Source organism: Methylorubrum subtropicum (assembly GCF_038442325.1).
GTDB classification, from domain to species: domain Bacteria; phylum Pseudomonadota; class Alphaproteobacteria; order Rhizobiales; family Beijerinckiaceae; genus Methylobacterium; species Methylobacterium subtropicum.
On the sequence record NZ_JBBXMW010000019.1, the window covers coordinates 72,618 to 92,247 of the forward strand.

The following is a 19,630-nucleotide window of genomic DNA, read 5'->3' on the forward strand; positions in this document are numbered from 1 at the left end:
ACTCGGCGTCAGCCGAGTCCCGAGAGAGGAAATCCATGGCGCCGATCGAGAGACCCACCGAGGCCCGCCAGGGCGAGAAGGGCAAGCCCGTCCTCTACGTGCTGGTCGCCAGCCTGGTCCTGCTGGCCATCGCCACCGTCGGCCTGCTGAGCTGGAACCGCGCCGAGGCGCCCGCCGACTACGCCGGCAAGAGCCAGGAATCGGCCCGCGAGCTGACGACCGGCTCGGTCAACAAGTCCTCGTCCTCCAACAGCGGCAACGTCCCGGCCGAGAACCCGGCCTACCCGCAGCCGTCGCAGAACAAGGCGAACTGAAGCCGCGCTTCACGACAATTGAACGATGCGGGCCCTGCGGGGCCCGTTTTCGTTGGGACGGCCGTCAATCCAGCCGGCCTCTCCGTCATTTCGAGGCGGAGCCGAAGCAATCCAGGGCTCCGCATCGTCCGAACGAGGCGCCTCGCTGAACCGCTTCAGGGGCGAATCCGCCCCCTCCCGAAAAGTCGCGTAATGACGGCGTGGGGTGGCAAGCCCTCACGAAGACATGCGCCACGCAACCTCGACGGCACCGGCCTTCCGCGCCATGTGACGACGGAGCCCCAAAAAACGCCAGGAGCCCGTCGATGACCCAATCGCTGCCTGAGACCATGCGCCAGATCCGCTTCGGCGGCGCGGGCGGGCCGGAGGTGATCGCGGTGGAGACGGCGCCGGTGCCGCGGCCCGAGGCCGGGCAGGTGCTGGTCGAGGTGGTGGCTGCGGGCGTCAACCGGCCCGACATCATGCAGCGCCAGGGCAGCTATCCGCCGCCGAAGGGCGCCACCGAAATCCCCGGCCTGGAGATCGCCGGCCGCATCGCGGCGCTCGGCGAGGGCGTCACCGGCTTCTCGGTCGGCGACGAGGTCTGCGCGCTCGTCATCAGCGGCGGCTATGCCGAGTTCGCGGTGGCCGAAGTCGGCCAAGTGCTGGGGAAGCCCGCCTCCCTCTCGCTCACCGAGGCGGCGGGCCTGCCCGAGACCGTCTTCACCGTCTACTCCACCGTCATCCAGCGCGGGCGGCTGAAGTCCGGCGAGACCTTTCTCGTCCACGGCGGATCGAGCGGCATCGGCTCGACCGCGATCCAGATCGCCAAGCAGCACGGCGCCCGCGTCCTCACCACGGCGGGTTCGGCCGAGAAATGCCGGTTCTGCGAGGAGCTGGGGGCGGATGCCGCCATCAACTACCGTGAGGCCGATTTCGCCGAGGAGGTGAAGCGCCTCACCGACGGCAAGGGCGTCGACGTCATCCTCGACATGGTGGGCGCGGCTTATCTCCAGAAGAACATCGCCTCGCTCGCGGTCGAGGGCCGGCTCGTCCAGATCGCCTTCATGCAGGGCTTCAAGGCCGAGAGCCTGACGCTGACCCCGATCATGCTCAAGCGCCTGACCATCACCGGCGCGACCCTGCGGGCGCAGTCGAAGGAGGCGAAGGCGACAATCGCCGAGGGCGTGAAGGGCGAGGTGTGGCCGCTGGTGGAGGCGGGAAAGATCCGCCCGATCGTCCACGCCACCTTCCCGCTGGAGGACGCGCGGAAGGCGCACGAGTTGATGGAGACCAGCAGCCATTCGGGGAAGATTCTGCTGACGACGGGGCGCTGACGCGCCGGTAGCCTTCTTTCCGCGTCTCTCGGCGAGCAGGAGAGGGCGTTCTCCTCCCCCTTGCGGGGAGGAGGCAGGAGGTGGGGGTGGTACCGGATAGAACTCGGCGGTGCCTTCTGCCCGACCCCCACCCCTACCCCTCCCCGCAAGGGGGAGGGAGCACGCGCTCGACTTGGCTCGGGCGCGACTTGCGAGCCCCCCCCCTCGGACGGCGGCCGGAACTCCCGGCAGAGGCAGGTGTTCGTGAGACGTTGCCGCTTCCGGCGCTCTCACCCCACAGGCCCCCGATGCGGCATCTCCCGATCGCCCTGGCGCTCGCCCTGATCCTCCCTGTCGCGCCGGCCCTAGCCCAATCCGCCCCACGGGACGGAGCGTCCGCCGTGCCCTCGCCGCCCAGTCCAAAGGCCTCCGCCACGGGCGACGCGCCCGTCACCGGTCCCGGCACCGGCGGCACCCCGAACCGGCCCGCGGTCGTCGGCGGGACGCCGGGCGCGGTGATCGGTGGGACGCCGACGAGCGGGCCGCCCGGCACCGGCGGGGCGGCCGGCGGGCCGTCGATCAGCGGGCAGTAGCTGGCCGCGGCCAAGCCGGAGGCTACATCGTCCGGCATGACGCTCCGCCTTCGCCTCGCCCTCGCGCTCCTCGTCCTCGCCGGCCCGGCCCGCGCGCAGCCGGACGTCACGCCCGGCTCGCTCCCCTCCGCGCCCGAGCCGCCGCCGATCCAGGCGGATTCGGCGCGGCTGCTGCCGGTGCTCGCCACCCGCGGCATGGTCTCGTCGCAGGAGGCGCTGGCGACCCGCGTCGGCGTCGCGGTGCTGGAGAGGGGCGGCAACGCCATCGACGCCGCGGTGGCGGTCGGCTTCGCGCTCGCCGTGACCCTGCCGCGGGCGGGCAATCTCGGCGGCGGCGGCTTCATGATGGTCCACCGCGCGGCCGACCGCGAGACGGTGGCGATCGACTACCGCGAGACCGCGCCGGGGGCGGCGACCGCCGACATGTTCCTCGACGCCAAGGGCGAGCCCGACAAGGCGGCCTCGACCCGCGGCGGCAAGGCGGTGGGCGTGCCCGGTACGGTGCGGGGACTGGCGGAGGCGCATCGCCGCTACGGCTCGGGCAAGCTGACGCTGGCCGACCTGATCGCCCCGGCGGAAAAACTCGCCCGCGAGGGCATCCCGGTCGAGTCGGGGCTGGCCGATTCCCTGCCGCGGGCCTCGGGCCTGCTCGGGGCATGGCCGTCGAGCCGAAAAATCTTCTTTGAAGGCGACCACGTGCTGCCGCGCGGGGCGACGCTGCGCCAGACCGACCTCGCCGACACCCTCAAGGCGATCGCCGAGCGCGGGCCGGACGCGTTCTACGAGGGTCCGATCGCGGAAAAGATCGCCGGGGCGGTGCAGGGCGCGGGCGGCATCATGACGGTGGCCGACCTCGCCGCCTACCGGCCGGAAATCCGAAAGCCCGTGCGCGGCACCTATCGCGGCTACGAGATCGTCTCGATGCCGCCGCCGAGTTCCGGCGGGGTCCACCTCATCGAGATCCTCAACGTGCTGGAGGGCTACGATCTGGCAAAACTCGGTGCCGGCAGCGCGGGCGCGCTCCACCTCATGGCGGAGGCGATGAAGCCGGCCTATGCCGACCGCGCCACGTGGCTCGGCGACCCGGCCCGCACCAAAGTCCCGGTGGCGGGCCTGACCTCCAAGCCCTACGCGGCGAAGCTGCGCGAAAGCATCGACCCCGAGCGGGCCCGGCCCGCAGGCGAGGTGAAGGCCGGCGATCCGCTGCCCTACGAGTCCGACCAGACCACGCACTTCTCGGTGGTGGACGCCGAGGGCAACGCGGTGTCGAACACCTACACCCTCAACTTCTCCTACGGGATCGGGCTGGTGGCCGAGGGCACGGGGGTGCTGCTCAACAACGAGATGGACGATTTCTCCGCCAAGACCGGCGCGCGCAACGCCTACGGCCTCGTCGGCGGCGAGGCGAACGCCGTGGCGCCGGGCGCCCGCCCGCTCTCCTCCATGACGCCGACCTTCGTGTTCCGGAACAGTAAGCTGTACCTCGTCACCGGCAGCCCCGGCGGCAGCCGCATCATCACCACGGTGCTGCAGGTGATCGTCAACGTGCTGGATTTCCGCCTCAACCTCGCCGAGGCCGTGGCCGCGCCGCGCATCCATCACCAGTGGCAGCCGGACATGCTGATGGTGGAAGAGGGCGTCTCGCCCGACACCCTGGCCCTGCTGCGCGCCAGGGGCCATCCGGTGAAGGTCGGGGCGAGTTCGGGCTCGGCCAATTCGGTGATGGCCGAGGACGGGCTGCTGGCGGGCGCCTCCGATCCGCGCCAGCGCGGGACGCTGGCGGAGGGGCATTAAACCTCCGTCGTCATTCCGGGGCGCCGAAGGCGAACCCGGAATCCACCCGTGATGCGCGGCAATACGGTAGGTCGAGGCCAGTCGTGGATTCCGGGTTCCGCTGCGCGGCCCCGGAATGACGCTGGAGGGGTCGGGACACGCGGCGGTGGGCAAGCGCGGGCGCGCGGGCTAAAGGAGCGCCAGCCTCACCGGACCGACGATGCTCCTCTTCCGCTCCCTCGCCTTCAACCTCTGCTTCTACGTCGCGACCGCGCTGATCGCGATTCTGGGGCTGCCCGCCTTCGCCTCGCGCAAGGCCGTGATCCGGGTGGCGCAGTTCTGGGGCAGGACCGTGCTGTGGCTGCTGCGGGTGGTCGGCGGCACGCGGGTCGAGTTCCGCGGCCTGCACAACATCCCCGAGGGCCCGCTCTTGGTCGCGGCCAAGCACCAGTCGGCGCTGGAGACGCTGGCGCTGACGATCCCCTTCGACGACTTCGCCTACGTGCTCAAGCGCGAGCTGATGTGGACGCCGGTCGTCGGCTGGTACTTCGCCCGCGGCGGCATGGTGCCGATCGACCGCGCCAAGGGCAGCAAGGTGATGGCGGCGATGAACGCGTCGGCCAAGGCCGCCATCGGCCAGGGGCGCCAGCTCATCATCTTCCCCGAGGGCACCCGCCGCCCGGCCGGCGCCCCACCCGCCTACAAGCAGGGCGCCTCCCACCTCTACACCGCGCTGAACGTGCCCTGCCTGCCGGTGGCGCTCAACACCGGCCTGTACTGGCGCCGCCGCGGCTTTCGCCGCATGCCCGGCACCACCGTCATCGAGTTCCTGCCGGTGATCCCGCCGGGGCTGCCGCGGCTCGAGTTCCTCAACACGGTGCAGGAGCGCATCGAGACCGCCTCCGCCGCCCTGCTGGCGGAAGGCCGCGAGGATCTGGCCCGCCACGGCCACCCCGTCGCCGTGCCGGTCGGCGGCGCGGAGCCCGCGCCGGACACGTCCGGGATGCTGTAGCCGGCGCTTAGACAATCGTCCTGGATACGAAATCCAGGACGATTGTCTAAGTTGCTGTGCCGCATCGGCTTTTTCCGAAAGCTGGTACACCCCTTTTGGGCCGATGCTCTCGGTTGTTGTGCCGCATCGGCTTTTTCCGAAAGTCGGTTCCCAGCTTTCGGGCCGATGCTCTAAGCCTCGCTCTCGGCCTGCAATTGCCGGTACTCGCGCCCGTGGCGGCAATAGCCCTCGACGATATGCGCCATCATGGCCCGCTTCTTCGCATCGAGCGGGCCGAGGATGCGGGCCGGGCGGCCGCCCCAGAGATGGCCGCCCTCCAGCAACTGCCCCGGATCGGTGGTCGAGCCGCCCGCCAGCATCACGTCGTCGGCGACCACGGTGCCCGGCGCCAGCACAGCACCGATGCCGATGAGGCTGCGGGCGCCGATGCGGCAATCGTTCATGCGGACGTTGTGGGCGATGGTGGTGTCGCGCCCGATCACCACGCCCTCGCCGCGGGTGCGGATCACGGTGTTGTCCTGGATGTTGGTGTCGGCGCCGATCACGATCGGACCGACTTCCGCGGCGAGTTCGCAGGAGAACAGCACGGTGACGCCCGCGCCCAGCGCGATGCGGCCGGAGAGCCGGGCCGTGCGGGCCACGAACACGCTCTCCTCCACCTCCGGGGCCACCGGCTCCGGCCCGGTCGGGCGCTCGTCGGCGGCCTCGCGCAGGCGCTCGGCCCGCTCGGTGATCTCGGCGAGCGTCACGGGGCGCAACTGCTTGGCCGGGTTGCCGCCGTAGGCGTAGCCGCCTTCCAGCGTCGATCGCGGAAAGATCGTGGCGCCGGCCTCGATCAGCACGCCGTCGCCGACGGTCGCGCCGTCGAGGATGATCGCGTCGTCCTCGATCACCACGTCCGAGCCGACCGTGCAGGCATGCACCACCGCGTTGCGGCCGACCGTGACCCGGTCGCCGATATGGGTCGGGGTCGATTCAGTGGCGATGTGCACGGTGGAGCGGGCCCCGAGCCACAGCCGCTCGCCCGCGGTGACGACCTGCCCGTCGCTGCGGATCACGCTGTCGTCGCCGAGCCACGCCTGGGGGCCGAGCGTCGCGGTGCCGATCACGGTGCTGCCGCGCCCGCACCAGACGGGACGCGAGGCGAAGACCGGCAGGACGCCGTGATAGGGCAGGATCAGATCGGGCGTCACGGGCGGCTCGTCAGCTGGCGGGGCCGGCACGCCGTGGCGCGCGGGCACATATGAGCCATATAGGCGCATGGGCCGATGGGGTAGGCCGGGATCGGCTCCGCCGGACCCGGGGCGGCCAAAGGCGGTTTGTAGAACAGACATGAATCCGGTCAGCATCCAGTCCGAGCCGTTCGACACCGCCGCCGAGATCGCCCGCGTCGAGGCGGAACTGATGGGGCGTGCCGGCGCCGTCGTGACCTTTTCCGGCCTCTGCCGCGACGAGGGCGGGCGGCTCGAAGCCCTCGAACTTGAACATTACCCCGGCATGGCCGAGGCCGAGATCGGCCGCGTGGTCGAGGCGGCGCGCGCGCGCTGGCCGGTCCAGGCCGTGCGGGTGATCCACCGCCACGGCCTCGTGCGGCCGGGCGAGGGGATCGTGCTCGTGATCACCGCCTCGCCCCACCGCAAGGCGGCGTTCGCGGCGGCCGACTTCCTGATGGACTATCTCAAGACCCGCGCCCCGTTCTGGAAGCGCGAGCACCTCGCCGACGGCACGACCGGCGGCTGGGTCGAGGCGACCCAGGCCGACGAGGCCGCGGCCGAATCCTGGGCCTGAATCCTGGGCCTGATGCCCCACACCACAATCGAAAGCGAAAAAACCCGATGAGCGCCACCTCCTCCATCGGGCCGCGGCGGCTCACGGCCGCGGGCATCGCCGTGGTCGGCTTCGCCGCCGCGCTCTGGCTCGCCTGGACCGCCTCGGCGACGCTGCTGCTGATCTTCTCCGGCATCCTGTTCGCTGTCTTCCTCGATGGGCTGACCCGCGGCCTCGGATACGTGCTGCCGCTGCCCCGCGCCCTGCGGCTGACGATCGCGACGCTGGCGCTCGGCGCGCTCTCGCTGGCGCTCGTGGCCTTCGGCGGCGCCACGGTGACGACCCAGGCGCGCGACCTCGGCACCACCGTGCGCCAGCAATCCGAGACGGTGCGGACCTGGCTCAAGGACCACGGCATCGAACTCGACTTCTCGCAGGGCGAGGAGAAATCGGCCCCGAAGCCCGCGGAGGACAAGGGCGACGGGGAGCCGACCAAGGGCCAGAAGCAGGGCGGGCTCGCGGGCCTCGCCTCGGGCGCCCTGAAGAGCCCCGGCTCGCTGCTGTCGGATGCCGGCAGCGTGCTCGGGCCGGCCGCGACCGTGGTGTTCGGGCTGTTCAACGCGCTCGGCAACGTCCTCGTCATCGCCTTCCTCGGCATCGCCATCGCGGCCGATCCGAAGGGCTACCGCGATGGGGCCCTGCGCCTCGTGCCGGCGCGCCACCGCGACAAGGGCGCCTGCGTCCTCGACGGATCGGGCGAGACCCTGCGGCACTGGCTGTTCGGCCAGCTCCTCACCATGGCGGCGATCTTTCTGCTCACTTGGGCCGGCCTGTCGTTCCTCGGCATCGGCGGGGCGCTGATCCTCGGGCTCCAGGCGGGGCTGCTCGCCTTCGTGCCGACCATCGGCCCGATGATCGCGGGCGCCATCATCGTCCTGAGCAGCCTCGCCTCCGGCCTCAACGGCGCGCTCGGGGCCATGGGCGTCTATCTCGCGGTGCAGGCAGCGGAGAGCTACGGCCTCACCCCCTTCATCCAGCGCCGCGCCCTCGACCTGCCCGCGGCGACGATCTTCGCCGGCCAGCTTCTGCTCGGCGTGCTGTTCGGCCTGTGGGGCGTGGCGCTGGCGCTGCCGCTGGTGGCCGTCATCAAGGTTCTGCTGGAAGAACTCTACATCGAGGACGCGCCCGGCGACGACTGAAGCCGCCCGACGACGCGCCGATGGGGTTGCCGCGTCAGCCCCGAAAAAGCCACACGTTGTACCACCTTGCAAGGCCGCGCTTGAGACGGGCGCGCGGTTCGACTGTCGAACCGTGCCGGCGACCCGGGCGTGACAAGTGATGCCGAAGCAATCGGCACGCAAGAAACGTTTGGAGATCCGTCATGGCCGTCCTTCGCGTGCCGCGCGATTACGCAACGATCCAGAAGGCAACCGTCGCAGCAAGGCCCGGCGACACCATCGTCGCCGACGCCGGGTATTCGAAGAAGGAATACGTGAAGATCGGGACCGACGGTCTGACGGTCGGCGCCGACGAAGCCGCTCGACAGATCACGCTCGAGCTTCAGGGCAAGGCGACGCATCTCACCCTCACGGGCAAGGCGCCGATCACCGCGTACGGCTCCGAGAAGGGCAGCGTCATCCGGGGCAACGCGGGCGACAACGTGATCGAGGCACGCTCGTCGGCCGCCGACACGATCGACGGCGGCGACGGCATCGACGTCATCGTCACCGACAACGCGTTCTTCTCGTGGGGCGGAGCCGACCGGCTCTCGGGCGGCAAGGGCGACGACAGGTTCCAGATGGGCGGATTCGCCTATGACGGCGCGGTGATCGACGGCGGCGACGGCATCGATACCCTTGAGATCGGCACTCTGAGCGGTTTGACCGTCAAGAACGTCGAAGTTCTGGATGGCGACGGTCACTCCGGGACGATCGCGCAGTTCCGGTCGTTCCAGAAATACACCGTCAGCGACAGCCCCCTCCCGACGATCAGTCTGTTCCTCAGGGGTGTCGGCGGGACGCTCGATTTCACGTCCTCCGTTTCGGGCAACCTCGGGGTCTCCGTCCGAGCGACATCTCTCACGTCAGGCGTCACCGTGACCGGGTCGCACAACGGCGACACCTTTTATGGCTCCGCTTACGACGATGTCTTCAATGGCGGCGACGGAGACGATTTCATCAACACCGGCGATGGCATCGATATTCTGAACGGCGATGCCGGCAACGATACGTTCTTCCTCGACCTCGTATCGTCCGGCATCGGCCGCATCGACGGCGGCACGGGGACCGACACCGTCATGGTGTCCGGCAGTCTGCTGGATTATGAATTTCACAACGTGGAAATCTTGAGGACGTCCGATGCCGGCGGAACGCTTGAGCAGTACAATTCGTTCAAGACGATATCTTACGATAACAGCATCATACACAATATCGGCCTCACTCTTCTAGGCGGCGGCGGCACCATCGATTTCAGTACGAAGATCGGCGGCACCAACAGCCTGAGCGCCAACGGCCGCCAATTGGTCTCGGCCGTCACGATCATCGGCTCATCCGCGAGCGACGCCCTGACCGGCTCGGCCTTCGACGACCGCCTCGACGGCTGGAAGGGGGCGGACCAGCTCTGGGGCGGCCAGGGCGACGACACCTTCATCGTCGACAATCGGGGCGACCGCGTCGTCGAGAAGGTCGGCGAGGGCATCGACACGGTGCTGACCAAGGTGAGCTACGCGCTTCAGGCCGGCCAGGAGATCGAGCGCCTCTCCGCCAGCGACCGGGCCGGCAACGCCGCGCTCCATCTCACCGGCAACGAGTTCGGCCAGACGATCCGGGGCACGAACGGCGACAACCAGCTCGACGGCAAGGGCGGCGCCGACGCGCTCTACGGCTACGGCGGCAACGACACCTACCTCGTCGACAACTGGAACGACCGGGTGGTGGAGGCCGGGGGCGGCGGCCGGGACACGGTCATCGCCTCGCGCAACTACAAGCTCGGCGCCGGCCAGGAGATCGAGACGCTGCAACTCGCCGCGACCAGCAAGGCCGGCTACACGCTGATCGGCAACGCCTTCGACAACGCCCTCATCGGCAATGCGGGCGCCGACAAGCTCGAAGGCGGCCTCGGCGACGACCTCCTGAAGGGCGGCGCGGGCCGGGACAGCTTCATCTTCGCCTCGGCTTTGGGCGCGGGCAACGTCGATCACATCTCCGACTTCGCCCATGGCATCGACACGGTCCGGCTCGCCAAGGGCATCTTCACGGCGCTCGGTGCGGGGCACCTCACGGACGATGCGTTCAAGGACCTGGGCGTGGCCGGCGCCACGGTCGATGCCGACGACCGCATCCTCTACGACCACAACACCGGCGCCCTGTCCTACGACGCCGACGGCAGCGGAACGGCGTTCGCGGCGATCCGCTTCGCCGTGGTGGACAACCACGGCAGGGCGCATCTCGACCACGCCGACATCCTGATCGTGTGACGCCGAAAGCGGGCGCGGATGACGCATCGCGGCTTGAGGCTTTCCGCCCCATCTCCCACGGCGATGTCGTCCGCGCCCGTCACCCAAAAAAACTTCGCGCAGACCGCCGCCGCCCTGCGGACCTGCCGGCTCTGCCGCGACGCGCCCCGCTTCGGCGCGCCCCTGCCGCACGAGCCGCGGCCGGTGGTGCAGGGGAGCGCCGACGCCCGCCTGCTGATCGCCAGCCAAGCGCCGGGCAACCGGGCGCACCGCAGCGGCGTGCCGTTCAGCGATCCGTCCGGTGTGCGCCTGCGGGCGTGGCTCGGCCTGTCGGAGGCGGCGTTCTACGACGCCGGCAAGGTCGCGATCCTGCCGATGGGCGCCTGCTTTCCCGGCCTCGACGCCAAGGGCGGTGATCGCCCGCCGCGGCGGGAATGCGCGCCCGCGTGGCGGGCCGACCTCATCGCCGGCCTACCCCGGCTCGACCTGATCCTCGTGATCGGCCAGTACGCGCAAGCCTGGCATCTTGGGCGCCGGCCCGGCGGCCTCACCGAGACGGTGGCGGGCTGGCGCGCGGTGCTGGCGGCCTCCTCGCGGCCCCGCATCCTGCCCCTACCGCACCCGTCCTGGCGCAACAACGGCTGGCTGCGAAAGAACCCCTGGTTCGAGGCCGAGCTGCTGCCGGTGCTGCGGGCGGAAGTGGCCTCCGCGTTGACAGACGCGCCTGGGAAGGGAATCGCTGCCCGCGCCTCCTCACGCTCGAGCACCTGATGCCGGACATCGCCGACCCCCGCGACCGCCTGATCGTCGCCCTCGATCTGCCCGATGTGGCGAGTGCCGAGCGGCTGGTCGAGCGCATCGGCGACGCGGCGACCTTCTACAAGATCGGCTACCGCCTCGGTTACGCCGACGGCCTCGCCTTCGCCGAGCGCCTCGCGCGGCAGGGCAAGAAGACCTTTCTCGATCTCAAGCTGCACGACATCGGCAACACCGTCGAGGAGGGGGTGCGCTCGGTGTCGAACCTTGGGGCGACGTTCCTGACGGTGCACGCCTATCCGCAGACCATGCGGGCCGCGGTGCGGGGCCGGGCGAACGGCCTGAAGATCCTGGCGGTCACGGCGCTGACCTCCTACGACGATGCCGACGCGGTAGAAGCCGGCTACGCCCTGCCGGTGGCCGAACTGGTGGCGCAGCGCTCAGGCCAAGCCCGCGACATCGGCATCGACGGCATCGTCTGCTCGGCCGTCGAGGCGCAGGCCGTGCGCCGCGTCGTCGGCTCCGAGCGCCTGATCGTCACGCCGGGCATCCGCCCGGCCGATGCGGCCTCGGGCGACCAGAAGCGGGTGATGACGCCGGCCCAGGCACGGGCGGCCGGCATCGACCATGTCGTGGTCGGGCGCCCGATCACCGGGGCCGACGACCCCCGCGCGGTCGCGGAAAAAATCGTCGCCGAGATGGAGGGAGCGTGAGCATGGCAAAAGCCTACTGGATCGTCCGGGTCGATGTGCAGGACGCGGAGGCCTACAAGGCCTATGCGGCGGCCAACGGCGCCGCCTTCGCCCGCTTCGGCGGTCGCTTCCTCGTGCGCGGCGGCGCCTACGAGGCGGTGGCCGGCACGGCGCGCGCCCGCAACGTCGTCATCGAGTTCCCGAGCTACGAAGCCGCGCTCGATTGCTGGAACTCGGACCTCTACCAATCCGCCCGCGCCCTGCAGAAGGGGGGTGCGGACGCCGACATCGTGGTGATCGAGGGCTACGACGGCCCGCAGCCGCAGGTCTCCGAGCCGGCCCCGACGCCGGGCGCGGCGTCGGAGTAGGACGGCCGTCTCTTTTCTCGACGGCCCTCCCACCCATCCCCCTCCTTCGAGGCCCGCCGAGGCGGGCACCTCAGGATGAGGGGGTCGGGTGGGACGAACCGGGGCTACAGCTTCGCCGCCCGAAGCGCCCCGAGCAGGAACGCGATCATCGTCGGCAGCGGCGGCAGCGCCGTGTCCTGTTGCCGGCTCACCAGCAGCGGGTGGCAGTAGCGCACGATTGCGGCGTGCAGGCAGGCGGCGGCCGCCTTCGGGTCGGCGATGGTGAAGTGGCCCTCGCGCACGCCGTCCTCGACCACCCGCGTCAGCACCGCCTCGATGCGATCGACATGCGCCTGACAGACCGACCAGCTCTCGCTCATGGCGGCCTCGACCATCTCGTGGACGCGCGGATGCGCCTCCCAGCGGCGGCGGCAATCGGTGTGGAGCGTCGTGACGATGCGGGTGAGGCGCTCGGGCGCGTCGAGGTTCGGGCTGGCCGCGATGGCCGCGATCATCGCCTCGATCTCGCCGGTCACCTGCTCGACCACCGCCTCGTTGATCGCCTTCTTCGAGTCGAAGAAGCGGTAGACGTTGGCCGGGCTCATCTTCAGCGTCCGGGCGATGTCGGCGACCGTGGTCTTCTGGTAGCCGATCTCCCGGAACGACCGGGCCGCCACCTCCACGATCCGTTCTCGGGTCGTCGGAATCTCATCAGTGGAGGGCGGGACGAGGCGGGCCGTCGCGGGAGACATGATCGGGGGTCCTGGGCCTCGCGCGTGGTGGCGTCTGAGCGGCGAAAGCGACCCGTGGGACGCCGGGCCACATCGCAAATCGCGTAGCCGACGATCCGTTCCCGGTGATTTGTGCGGAGAGGAAAAAAGCAACGCGGCGTGGCTTTACCGCCGCATGTGCACGGCCACCACGCCCCGATCCTAAAAAATCAGGAGCCGAACTGGGAGCCGAGCTGCTCCAGGTACTCCGCGAGGTCGAGCCCGCCGACGCGGCGGCCGTACTCGAAGCGCTGGCCCCGGCGGATGTCGACCCGGCTGGAGCGGGTGTTGAGCGTGAACGGCTTCACGCAGACCCAGGCCCCGTCGGTGCGGTGCTCGAAATAGCCGAGGATCTCGTGGGCGGCCATGGCGGTCTCGTCGGGCTGGCGGGCTTCGGCCTGACCAACGGACGAGACGGGGAAAAGTTCGGGGCGACGATGCGCTAAGTCGCTCTATGGCCAAGCTTATCTCAGGATCACCGCCCGGTCGAGCCGAACCCGCCCCGGCCGCGTCCGCCGGTCGTATCGCCCTCGACCCACTCCTCGATCAGTTCGAAATCCGGCCGCACCACCCGGGTGAACACGATCTGGGCGATGCGCTCGCCCGGCTCGATACGGATCGGCTCGCCCGCCGGGTTGCGGTTCCAGGCCGAGATCAGCAGCGGCCCCTCGTAATCGGCATCGATCACCCCGGTGCCGTTGCCGAGCACGAGCCCGTCGCGATGCCCCCGCCCCGAGCGGGGATAGACCAGCCCGCACCAGCCGGGATCGCCGATCCGCACCGAGACCCCCGCCGGGATCAGCACGGCCGCCGCCTGGGGCGCCAGCCGCAGCGGCGCGTCGAGGCAGGCATGGAGATCGAGCCCGGCCGAACCGGGACTGCCCCAGCGCGGGAAGCCCCAACGGGTGAGGCGGGCATCGAGGATGCGTAAGCCCACCCTCGGTGGCTCCCCGGAACACCGTTTCGTCGCATCCTCGGGCAAGCGGCAGCCTCGTATCGGGGAGGAATTCGGCCGAGTCTGTGCGAAGCCGGGCCGTGGGGCAATGTGGGGAGGCAATGAGCCGAGCCAACAGCGAGACTCTTCCGCGAAACCCCACCGCCGTCATTCCGGGGCCGCGCAGCGGAACCCGGAATCCACGACTGGCCGCGCCGCTTCGTAAAGCCGCGCATCACGGGTGGCTTCCGGGTTCTCGCCTCTGGCGAGCCCCGGAATGACGGGGCGGGTCGTGAGATAAGAGAGCGGCCGATACCGCACGTAGGGAGAAAGCCGATGGCGCGCTGGATCGCGGGGCTGGACGGGTGCCGCGGCGCCTGGGCCGGGGTGCTCGTCGACCGCGACGATCCCGAACGTTGGCGCACCGCCCACTTTCGATCCGTCCGCGACGTGCTCGATACCCCGGAGGCGCCGGAGATCGTCGGCATCGACGTGCCGATCGGCCTGCCCGAGCGCATCCGCGACAAGGGGCGCTCGGCCGACAACGCGGCCCGTGCCCTGCTGGGTGCCAAGCGCACCAGCGTCTTCCCGGTGCCGCCCCGCGCCGCGGTCTATGCCGCCGACTACGAGACGGCCAAGGCGTTCTCGCGGGAGCGTTCCGAGCCGCCCTTCGCCCCCTCGCTCCAGTGCTGGAATATCTTTGGATACATCAAGGAGGTCGACACCCTTCTGCGGGAAGAGCCGGCCCTTCGAGCGCGCGTCCACGAGGTGCACCCGGAAGTCGCCTTCTTCCGCCTCAACGGCGACCGGCCGCTCAAGGCCGGCAAGCGCGAGGCAGCGGGGCTCGCCGAGCGCCGGCTGCTGCTGGCGGTCGCCGGCCTGCCGCCGTCCCTCGTCGCCTCGACGCCGCCGCGGGGCGTGGGCGCGGACGACCATCTCGACGCCATGGCGGCCGTGATCGTCGCCCGCGACATCGCCGAGGGCCGCGCCGTGGCGCTGCCGCCGGAGTTCGAGCACGACGCGGAAGGGCTGCCGGTGGTGATCTGGGCGCCGGCCAAAGGTCTCGGACGCGACCCGGTTTGCTGATAGGCCGGGGGGATGAGCGACACCGACAAAGAATCCGATCTTGCGACCCGCGACATCGCCCGCGCCCTGGTGTTCGACCCGGCCGGGCGCCTGCTCCTGATCGAGTACGAATCCGTCCGCCCGATCGACCCGGCCGACCCCGACGCGCGCGGCTTCTGGTTCATGCCCGGCGGCGGGCTGGAGCCCGGCGAGACCCACGAGGAAGCCTGCCGCCGCGAACTCTCCGAAGAGATCGGCGTCGCGGATGTCGAACTCGGGCCGCTGGTCGCCGTCTGCGACGGGCCGTTCCACCTGTTCCGCACATCGCGCTACGCCCGCGAGCGCTACTTCGTGGTCCGGCTCGCAAGCGACGTGATCGACACGAGTCGGCTGGCCGAGACCGAGGACAACCCGGTGCGCGGCACCCGCTGGTGGTGCCTTGACGCACTTGCCGCGAGCGGAGAGCGGGTCGAGCCGGCCGGTCTCGCGAATCTGGCGCAACAAATCGTGACCGGGGACGTTCCGGGCACGCCTGTGCGTTTAAACTGGCGTAACGCTTGACGCCGCAGCCGATATCTACCGGCCACGGGGTCATTTCCGCCCAAGGCGGCGCCCGATGCGGCGCACCCCGTCCGACGCTCCAACGGTCGATCGGGGCCCGCGCGTGCGCTGCCGCACCCGATCATAACCGGAGAGCGACACGATGTTTCCTGAGGTTCTGACGGAAGGCTACAAGACCTTCCTCGGTGAGCGCCTGCCGAACGAGCGGCGCAAGTACGAGGCCCTCGGCGCCGGCCAGGAGCCGGAAGTGCTGCTGATCGGCTGCTGCGACAGCCGCGTGGCCCCCGAGGTGATCTTCGACACCGGGCCGGGCCAGATCTTCACGATCCGCAACGTCGCCAACATCGTCCCGCCGGCCGAAGACGACAAGGGCGACAGCCACCACGGCACGTCCTCGGCGCTCGAATTCGCGGTGGTGGCTCTCGGGGTGAAGCACATCGTCGTGATGGGCCACGCCACCTGCGGCGGCATCAAGGCCGCCGGCATGGGCTCCGATCCGCTGTCGAGCGGCAACTACATCGGCAACTGGGTCTCGCTGGTCGAGCCGGCCAAGCAGACGCTGGCGGATGCCGGCGACCACAAGGACAAGGAGGGTTACCTCACCCGCCTCGAATACGCGATGATCGGCCAGAGCCTGAAGAACCTCATGACCTTCGACTTCGTGCGCAAGAAGGTCGAGGCCGGCAAGCTTCACCTGCATGGCGCGCATTTCGGCATCGCCACCGGCGAACTGCGCGTCCGCGACCCGCAGACCGGCGAGTTCCACTCCGTCGTCGCCCGCGACGGCCAGAGCCTCGCTCCGTCGGCGCTGATCCAGTGCAGCTGATCTGAGCGGTTCCCCTCCCCCTTGCGGGGAGGGGTCAGGGGTGGGGGTGGTTCAGGATCGAGCGTCGAGCTTCATCCGGCACCACCCCCACCTCCTCCCTCCTCCCCGCAGGGCGGAGGAGACGCCCAGTTCGGTAACCTCATGCCCTGGAACACAAAAAGAAGCGGCGGGCCTCTCGGCCCGCCGCTCTTTCTTTACCGGATGGGTCGCTGGACTCAGCGGGCGCCCGGGAGGCGCTGGGCCATGGTGTAATGCTCCTGCAGCACCGGCACGGCCTGCTGGGCGTAGTTGCGCAGAGCCGGGTTCGGGCCGGACTGGGCGTAGGACTGGTGCATCTGCAGCGACATCTGGTGCGACATCACCTGCTGGCGGCCGTAGAGACGGTCGAACTGCGGGCCGGCCGGAGCCGCGGACAGCTCGGCGAGCATCTGCTGCTGCTGCGGGTTCAGCCGACCGCCCAGCCCGGTGCCCGCAGTGGTGTCCACGTCGAACGCACGAGTGCCGGCCGCCGCGCCGCGGGCCGCACCGGTGCCGGCGCCCTGGAGACCGCCGACCGGGCCGCCCTGGAGCGTGCCGCCGACGACGCCGGCCGCCGCACCCGTGGCCGCGCCGACAGCGCCGCCCGCGATCTGCAGCGGAGCCTCGATCAGGCCGCCGATCGGCCCGCCCATGCCGCCCGCCACGGCGTCGCGACCGCCGCCGGTCAGCGCCACGGCCGCGGCGTGGTGGTCACGGATCGCTTCCTTGGCGAAGGCGCGCACCGCCGGGTTGCGGCTCTTCTGCAGCGCGATCTGGCTGGACTGGATCTCGAACGAGTTGGCCTGCAGCGCGTCGGTGCGGAAATCGCCCGTGCTCTGGGCGAAGGCCGGGGTCGCCATGACGGCGACGAGGGCGGACGCGACAGCGTAGTTCTTCAGCATACTGAACCTCTGATTGGGACAATCGACATGGGTCACGGCCTCAGAGACCGGCGGAACCGGTCGAGGCCGCGACATCGACTTCGCCTGGTCAACCGCTGTCTGCCGGCATGGTTCCCTGAGATTGAATTTGTCGGAGTGATGACTTATCGGGACGGTCAAGCTTGTCCGTAGTTCGCCGCATCTGCTCATGACGCGGCGGGTCCTTCATCCGCATTGAGGTCGAATCGGCGGACAACGCCGCACGGCCGGGCGGATCGACCGGGGATGGCGGCGACGGGACCGGTTTTCCCAAGCGCCGATTCGATCTAGCCTCCGCCAATCCCGCGGCCCACGCCGCAAAGTCCCAAAAAAGAAGGTTCGAGGAGGCCGGCCATGAAGACCCTGCTCGTTCCGGTCACGCTGCACGACGCGCTGCCCTCCGTGTTCGCGACCGCCGTGCTGGTAGCACGCCGCTTCGGCAGCGTGATCGAGGGCATCGCGCTGCGCCCGGCGCTCGCCGAATACGTCCCCGTCGACATGGTCGGCGGCATGACGTGGCTGCGCGACGAGGAGGCCGACCAGGCGGAGGCCCAGGATGCCGGCGCCCGCTTCGTCGCCGCCATGGAGGCGGCCGGCCTGCCGCGGCGCGAAATCGGCGCCGCCTGCTCGCCGGATGCCGCTGCCAATGCCGGACCGCGCTTCCGCTGGCGCCCGGACGTGCCGCCGGGCGACGCCTTCCTCGGCCAGTACGCCCGCCTGTTCTCGGCGACCGTGGTCGGGCGGCCGGGGCCGGAGGACGGCGCGCCGCGCATGACCACATTCGAGACCGCCCTGTTCGAGAGCGGGCGCCCGATCCTGCTCGCCCCGCCGAAAGTGCCGGACTGCCTCGGCGAATCGATCCTGATCGCCTGGAACGGATCGAGCGAGACGGCCCGCGCCATCGCCTTCGCCATGCCGTTCCTGCGCCGCGCCCGGCGCATCCTCGTGCTCAGCGCCGAGGGCGGCATGGTGCCGGGCCCGAGCGCGGAGGACGTGGCTCGCTCGCTCGCCGCGGAGGGGGTCGAGGCCTCGCACAAGGAGCTGCTCGCCGGGCGCCGCACGCCGGGCGAACTCTATCTCGACACCGCCGAGAGCGTCGGCTGTGACCTGCTGATCAAGGGCGCCTACACCCAGAGCCGCCTGCGCCAGATGATTTTCGGGGGGCCGACCAGTCACATCCTGTCGCAGGCGCGTGTGCCGGTGCTGATGGCGCATTGAGGCGAGGCGGCCGAACCGCCGCGTCAGCCTCGTCGCCCAAGTCCTTGATCGCGTTCCGTTGAACCGCCTTGTCCCGGATGCGGCCGTTTCGTGGCGCCCGCTTTCGCGATGGCTCGCGCCGCGTTCGATTGCGCGCACGGGGAGTTGCCAAGCCCGAAGGTGCCCGCTAAAGTCCTGAAAAGCTTGAACTTTTCAATTATTCTAATCTACGGGCGTTGCAGAGCCGGCTTCCGGTGACGCCCATGGGATAGGGGGATCGAAGAGGATCAGGCGCCGCCGCTTCGGCGGAACCCGACAGGCACGACAGGTTCGCGATCCCCGCATGATCGTCTGCTCTTGCAACGTCCTCTCCGACGGACAGGTCCGTGCGTGCCTGCAGCCGGGCCCCGGCTGTCCGCGAACGCCGGCCCAGGTCTACGGCTGCCTCGGCTGCAGCGCCAAATGCGGGCGCTGCGCCCGCACCATCCGCGGCATCCTGCGCAACGCGCTGGCCGAAGCGGAAGCCCATGCGGCGCACAGTCATGCGGCGCACGCCTGCACCACCGGCTGCGAAGCGACTTGCAGTTTGGGATCGTTCCAAACTACAAGGGAGCCCGAGGGCGTCGCTGCCTGAGACGGTTCGACCGATCGTCCCGACGCCTCGCAAACGAGGAGTGAGGGCCGATGAAGGGCGACGCGAAGGTCATCGAATATCTGAACCGGGGCCTGCGCAGCGAGCTGACCGCGGTCAGCCAGTACTGGCTCCACTTCCGCCTGCTGAACGACTGGGGCTACGTCGACCTCGCCAAGTTCTGGCGCAAGGAATCGATCGAGGAGATGAACCACGCGGACCGGTTCATCGACCGGATCCTGTTCCTCGACGGCTTCCCGAACCTCCAGGAGCTCGACCCGCTGAAGATCGGGCAGAACGTCCAGGAGATCATCGAGTGCGATCTCGCGGCCGAGAACGAGGCCCGGGCGCTCTACCTCGAGGCCGCCAAGTACTGCGACTCGATCAACGACCGCGTCACCAAGATCCTGTTCGAGGAGCTGGCCGCCGACGAGGAAGGCCATATCGACTTCCTCGAGACGCAGCTCGACCTCATCGGCCAGATCGGCCTGCCGCTCTACGCCCAGCGTCACATCGGCGGCCTGCAGCAGATCGAGCCCGAGAAGGACTGATTTTTTGGGTATTCCCCTCCCCCTTGTGGCAGGGCTATCGCATTTGGGTGATGAGGTCGGCGAGGAAGTCGTCGTCCCATCCGGCCAGTTGCCGCTTGGTGTGCAAGGAGCCCTTAGCGGTGTCCTGGCGCAGGATGGCGAGGGCCAGGCGGCG

22 protein-coding genes are annotated in these 19,630 nt (G+C 70.0%); 17 read left to right on the top strand and 5 right to left on the bottom strand.

Annotated elements, in window-relative coordinates; translation table 11 throughout:
• The first annotated feature begins 35 nt into the window (after nucleotides 1–35).
• From AAHG03_RS21665 to AAHG03_RS21685, 5 genes are all read left to right on the top strand, one after another.
• The gene (locus AAHG03_RS21665; protein WP_342153118.1) at nucleotides 36–314 is read left to right on the top strand and encodes a hypothetical protein; all 279 of its coding nucleotides are present in this window, start codon (nucleotides 36–38) and stop codon (nucleotides 312–314) included.
• A gap of 305 nt (nucleotides 315–619) precedes the next feature.
• On the top strand, nucleotides 620–1,630 hold the full coding sequence (locus tag AAHG03_RS21670; RefSeq protein ID WP_342153119.1) for an NAD(P)H-quinone oxidoreductase: 1,011 nt from the start codon (nucleotides 620–622) through the stop codon (nucleotides 1,628–1,630).
• A 380-nt stretch (nucleotides 1,631–2,010) separates the two neighbouring features.
• Complete coding sequence (locus AAHG03_RS21675; protein WP_342153120.1) at nucleotides 2,011–2,202, top strand: hypothetical protein; 192 nt, start codon at nucleotides 2,011–2,013, stop codon at nucleotides 2,200–2,202.
• Between the two features lie 36 nt (nucleotides 2,203–2,238).
• A complete protein-coding gene (gene ggt / locus AAHG03_RS21680) occupies nucleotides 2,239–3,996 on the top strand; it encodes a gamma-glutamyltransferase (RefSeq protein WP_342153121.1) in 1,758 nt (585 codons plus the stop codon).
• Between the two features lie 199 nt (nucleotides 3,997–4,195).
• Nucleotides 4,196–4,987: a lysophospholipid acyltransferase family protein gene (locus AAHG03_RS21685; RefSeq protein ID WP_342153123.1), complete on the top strand. Its 792-nt coding sequence runs from the start codon at nucleotides 4,196–4,198 to the stop codon at nucleotides 4,985–4,987.
• 170 nt (nucleotides 4,988–5,157) lie between these two features.
• On the opposite strand, the gene AAHG03_RS21690 is transcribed toward AAHG03_RS21685, so the two are convergent.
• Nucleotides 5,158–6,180 (bottom strand): gamma carbonic anhydrase family protein, encoded by a 1,023-nt coding sequence (locus AAHG03_RS21690; RefSeq protein ID WP_342153125.1) that lies wholly within the window; start codon nucleotides 6,178–6,180, stop codon nucleotides 5,158–5,160.
• Nucleotides 6,181–6,319: 139 nt separating this feature from the next.
• On the opposite strand from AAHG03_RS21690, the gene AAHG03_RS21695 reads away from it, so the two are divergent.
• The 6 genes from AAHG03_RS21695 (at nucleotide 6,320) to AAHG03_RS21720 (ending at nucleotide 12,024) form a co-directional block, all read left to right on the top strand.
• On the top strand, nucleotides 6,320–6,775 hold the full coding sequence (locus tag AAHG03_RS21695; RefSeq protein WP_342153127.1) for a molybdenum cofactor biosynthesis protein MoaE: 456 nt from the start codon (nucleotides 6,320–6,322) through the stop codon (nucleotides 6,773–6,775).
• Nucleotides 6,776–6,822: 47 nt separating this feature from the next.
• Complete coding sequence (locus AAHG03_RS21700) at nucleotides 6,823–7,953, top strand: AI-2E family transporter (RefSeq protein WP_342153129.1); 1,131 nt, start codon at nucleotides 6,823–6,825, stop codon at nucleotides 7,951–7,953.
• A 182-nt stretch (nucleotides 7,954–8,135) separates the two neighbouring features.
• Nucleotides 8,136–10,229: a calcium-binding protein gene (locus AAHG03_RS21705; protein WP_342153131.1), complete on the top strand. Its 2,094-nt coding sequence runs from the start codon at nucleotides 8,136–8,138 to the stop codon at nucleotides 10,227–10,229.
• Nucleotides 10,230–10,292: 63 nt separating this feature from the next.
• Nucleotides 10,293–10,979: a uracil-DNA glycosylase family protein gene (locus AAHG03_RS21710; RefSeq protein ID WP_342153132.1), complete on the top strand. Its 687-nt coding sequence runs from the start codon at nucleotides 10,293–10,295 to the stop codon at nucleotides 10,977–10,979.
• Nucleotides 10,979–11,677: an orotidine-5'-phosphate decarboxylase gene (pyrF, locus tag AAHG03_RS21715; RefSeq protein ID WP_342153134.1), complete on the top strand. Its 699-nt coding sequence runs from the start codon at nucleotides 10,979–10,981 to the stop codon at nucleotides 11,675–11,677. The genes AAHG03_RS21710 and pyrF overlap by 1 nt, the downstream gene beginning before the upstream one ends.
• A gap of 2 nt (nucleotides 11,678–11,679) precedes the next feature.
• Nucleotides 11,680–12,024 (top strand): DUF1330 domain-containing protein, encoded by a 345-nt coding sequence (locus tag AAHG03_RS21720; protein ID WP_342153135.1) that lies wholly within the window; start codon nucleotides 11,680–11,682, stop codon nucleotides 12,022–12,024.
• Between the two features lie 104 nt (nucleotides 12,025–12,128).
• Here AAHG03_RS21720 and AAHG03_RS21725 read toward each other — a convergent pair whose 3' ends face one another.
• The 3 genes from AAHG03_RS21725 to dut all read right to left on the bottom strand — a co-directional run bounded on the left by AAHG03_RS21725 (nucleotide 12,129) and on the right by dut (nucleotide 13,710).
• Complete coding sequence (locus AAHG03_RS21725) at nucleotides 12,129–12,755, bottom strand: TetR family transcriptional regulator (RefSeq protein ID WP_342153136.1); 627 nt, start codon at nucleotides 12,753–12,755, stop codon at nucleotides 12,129–12,131.
• 188 nt (nucleotides 12,756–12,943) lie between these two features.
• A complete protein-coding gene (locus AAHG03_RS21730) occupies nucleotides 12,944–13,141 on the bottom strand; it encodes a hypothetical protein (protein ID WP_342153138.1) in 198 nt (65 codons plus the stop codon).
• A 107-nt stretch (nucleotides 13,142–13,248) separates the two neighbouring features.
• Nucleotides 13,249–13,710, bottom strand: coding sequence for a dUTP diphosphatase (dut, locus tag AAHG03_RS21735; protein WP_342153139.1), 462 nt, complete (start codon nucleotides 13,708–13,710; stop codon nucleotides 13,249–13,251).
• 333 nt (nucleotides 13,711–14,043) lie between these two features.
• Here dut and AAHG03_RS21740 point away from each other — a divergent pair, with 333 nt between their 5' ends.
• From AAHG03_RS21740 to AAHG03_RS21750, 3 genes are all read left to right on the top strand, one after another.
• Nucleotides 14,044–14,793, top strand: coding sequence for a DUF429 domain-containing protein (locus AAHG03_RS21740; RefSeq protein ID WP_342153140.1), 750 nt, complete (start codon nucleotides 14,044–14,046; stop codon nucleotides 14,791–14,793).
• A gap of 12 nt (nucleotides 14,794–14,805) precedes the next feature.
• Nucleotides 14,806–15,333, top strand: a complete 528-nt coding sequence (locus AAHG03_RS21745) for an NUDIX hydrolase (RefSeq protein WP_342153142.1) — start codon at nucleotides 14,806–14,808, stop codon at nucleotides 15,331–15,333.
• A 142-nt stretch (nucleotides 15,334–15,475) separates the two neighbouring features.
• On the top strand, nucleotides 15,476–16,159 hold the full coding sequence (locus tag AAHG03_RS21750) for a carbonic anhydrase (RefSeq protein WP_342153143.1): 684 nt from the start codon (nucleotides 15,476–15,478) through the stop codon (nucleotides 16,157–16,159).
• A 215-nt stretch (nucleotides 16,160–16,374) separates the two neighbouring features.
• Here the strand turns inward: AAHG03_RS21750 and AAHG03_RS21755 are convergent, their stop codons facing one another.
• On the bottom strand, nucleotides 16,375–17,079 hold the full coding sequence (locus AAHG03_RS21755; protein ID WP_342153144.1) for a DUF4142 domain-containing protein: 705 nt from the start codon (nucleotides 17,077–17,079) through the stop codon (nucleotides 16,375–16,377).
• Between the two features lie 372 nt (nucleotides 17,080–17,451).
• Between AAHG03_RS21755 and AAHG03_RS21760 the strand changes: the two genes are divergently transcribed.
• The 3 genes from AAHG03_RS21760 to bfr all read left to right on the top strand — a co-directional run bounded on the left by AAHG03_RS21760 (nucleotide 17,452) and on the right by bfr (nucleotide 19,476).
• A complete protein-coding gene (locus tag AAHG03_RS21760) occupies nucleotides 17,452–18,315 on the top strand; it encodes a universal stress protein (protein WP_342153145.1) in 864 nt (287 codons plus the stop codon).
• Between the two features lie 322 nt (nucleotides 18,316–18,637).
• Nucleotides 18,638–18,928, top strand: a complete 291-nt coding sequence (locus tag AAHG03_RS21765; protein WP_342153147.1) for a (2Fe-2S)-binding protein — start codon at nucleotides 18,638–18,640, stop codon at nucleotides 18,926–18,928.
• Nucleotides 18,929–18,978: 50 nt separating this feature from the next.
• Nucleotides 18,979–19,476 (top strand): bacterioferritin, encoded by a 498-nt coding sequence (gene bfr / locus AAHG03_RS21770; RefSeq protein ID WP_056240891.1) that lies wholly within the window; start codon nucleotides 18,979–18,981, stop codon nucleotides 19,474–19,476.
• Nucleotides 19,477–19,630: the final 154 nt, after the last annotated feature.

Excerpts from the sequence above, each read along its gene's own strand:
- AAHG03_RS21670 (WP_342153119.1), top strand. The coding sequence starts at position 620 with ATGACCCAATCGCTGCCTGAGACCATGCGCCAGATCCGCTTCGGCGGC.
- AAHG03_RS21700 (WP_342153129.1), top strand. The coding sequence starts at position 6,823 with ATGAGCGCCACCTCCTCCATCGGGCCGCGGCGGCTCACGGCCGCGGGC.
- ggt (WP_342153121.1), top strand. The coding sequence starts at position 2,239 with ATGACGCTCCGCCTTCGCCTCGCCCTCGCGCTCCTCGTCCTCGCCGGC.
- AAHG03_RS21695 (WP_342153127.1), top strand. The coding sequence starts at position 6,320 with ATGAATCCGGTCAGCATCCAGTCCGAGCCGTTCGACACCGCCGCCGAG.
- AAHG03_RS21725 (WP_342153136.1), bottom strand. The coding sequence starts at position 12,755 with ATGTCTCCCGCGACGGCCCGCCTCGTCCCGCCCTCCACTGATGAGATT.
- AAHG03_RS21710 (WP_342153132.1), top strand. The coding sequence starts at position 10,293 with ATGTCGTCCGCGCCCGTCACCCAAAAAAACTTCGCGCAGACCGCCGCC.
- AAHG03_RS21685 (WP_342153123.1), top strand. The coding sequence starts at position 4,196 with ATGCTCCTCTTCCGCTCCCTCGCCTTCAACCTCTGCTTCTACGTCGCG.
- bfr (WP_056240891.1), top strand. The coding sequence starts at position 18,979 with ATGAAGGGCGACGCGAAGGTCATCGAATATCTGAACCGGGGCCTGCGC.
- AAHG03_RS21730 (WP_342153138.1), bottom strand. The coding sequence starts at position 13,141 with ATGGCCGCCCACGAGATCCTCGGCTATTTCGAGCACCGCACCGACGGG.
- AAHG03_RS21720 (WP_342153135.1), top strand. The coding sequence starts at position 11,680 with ATGGCAAAAGCCTACTGGATCGTCCGGGTCGATGTGCAGGACGCGGAG.
- AAHG03_RS21755 (WP_342153144.1), bottom strand. The coding sequence starts at position 17,079 with ATGCTGAAGAACTACGCTGTCGCGTCCGCCCTCGTCGCCGTCATGGCG.
- AAHG03_RS21760 (WP_342153145.1), top strand. The coding sequence starts at position 17,452 with ATGAAGACCCTGCTCGTTCCGGTCACGCTGCACGACGCGCTGCCCTCC.
- AAHG03_RS21740 (WP_342153140.1), top strand. The coding sequence starts at position 14,044 with ATGGCGCGCTGGATCGCGGGGCTGGACGGGTGCCGCGGCGCCTGGGCC.
- AAHG03_RS21750 (WP_342153143.1), top strand. The coding sequence starts at position 15,476 with ATGTTTCCTGAGGTTCTGACGGAAGGCTACAAGACCTTCCTCGGTGAG.
- pyrF (WP_342153134.1), top strand. The coding sequence starts at position 10,979 with ATGCCGGACATCGCCGACCCCCGCGACCGCCTGATCGTCGCCCTCGAT.
- AAHG03_RS21665 (WP_342153118.1), top strand. The coding sequence starts at position 36 with ATGGCGCCGATCGAGAGACCCACCGAGGCCCGCCAGGGCGAGAAGGGC.
- AAHG03_RS21765 (WP_342153147.1), top strand. The coding sequence starts at position 18,638 with ATGATCGTCTGCTCTTGCAACGTCCTCTCCGACGGACAGGTCCGTGCG.
- AAHG03_RS21745 (WP_342153142.1), top strand. The coding sequence starts at position 14,806 with ATGAGCGACACCGACAAAGAATCCGATCTTGCGACCCGCGACATCGCC.
- AAHG03_RS21705 (WP_342153131.1), top strand. The coding sequence starts at position 8,136 with ATGGCCGTCCTTCGCGTGCCGCGCGATTACGCAACGATCCAGAAGGCA.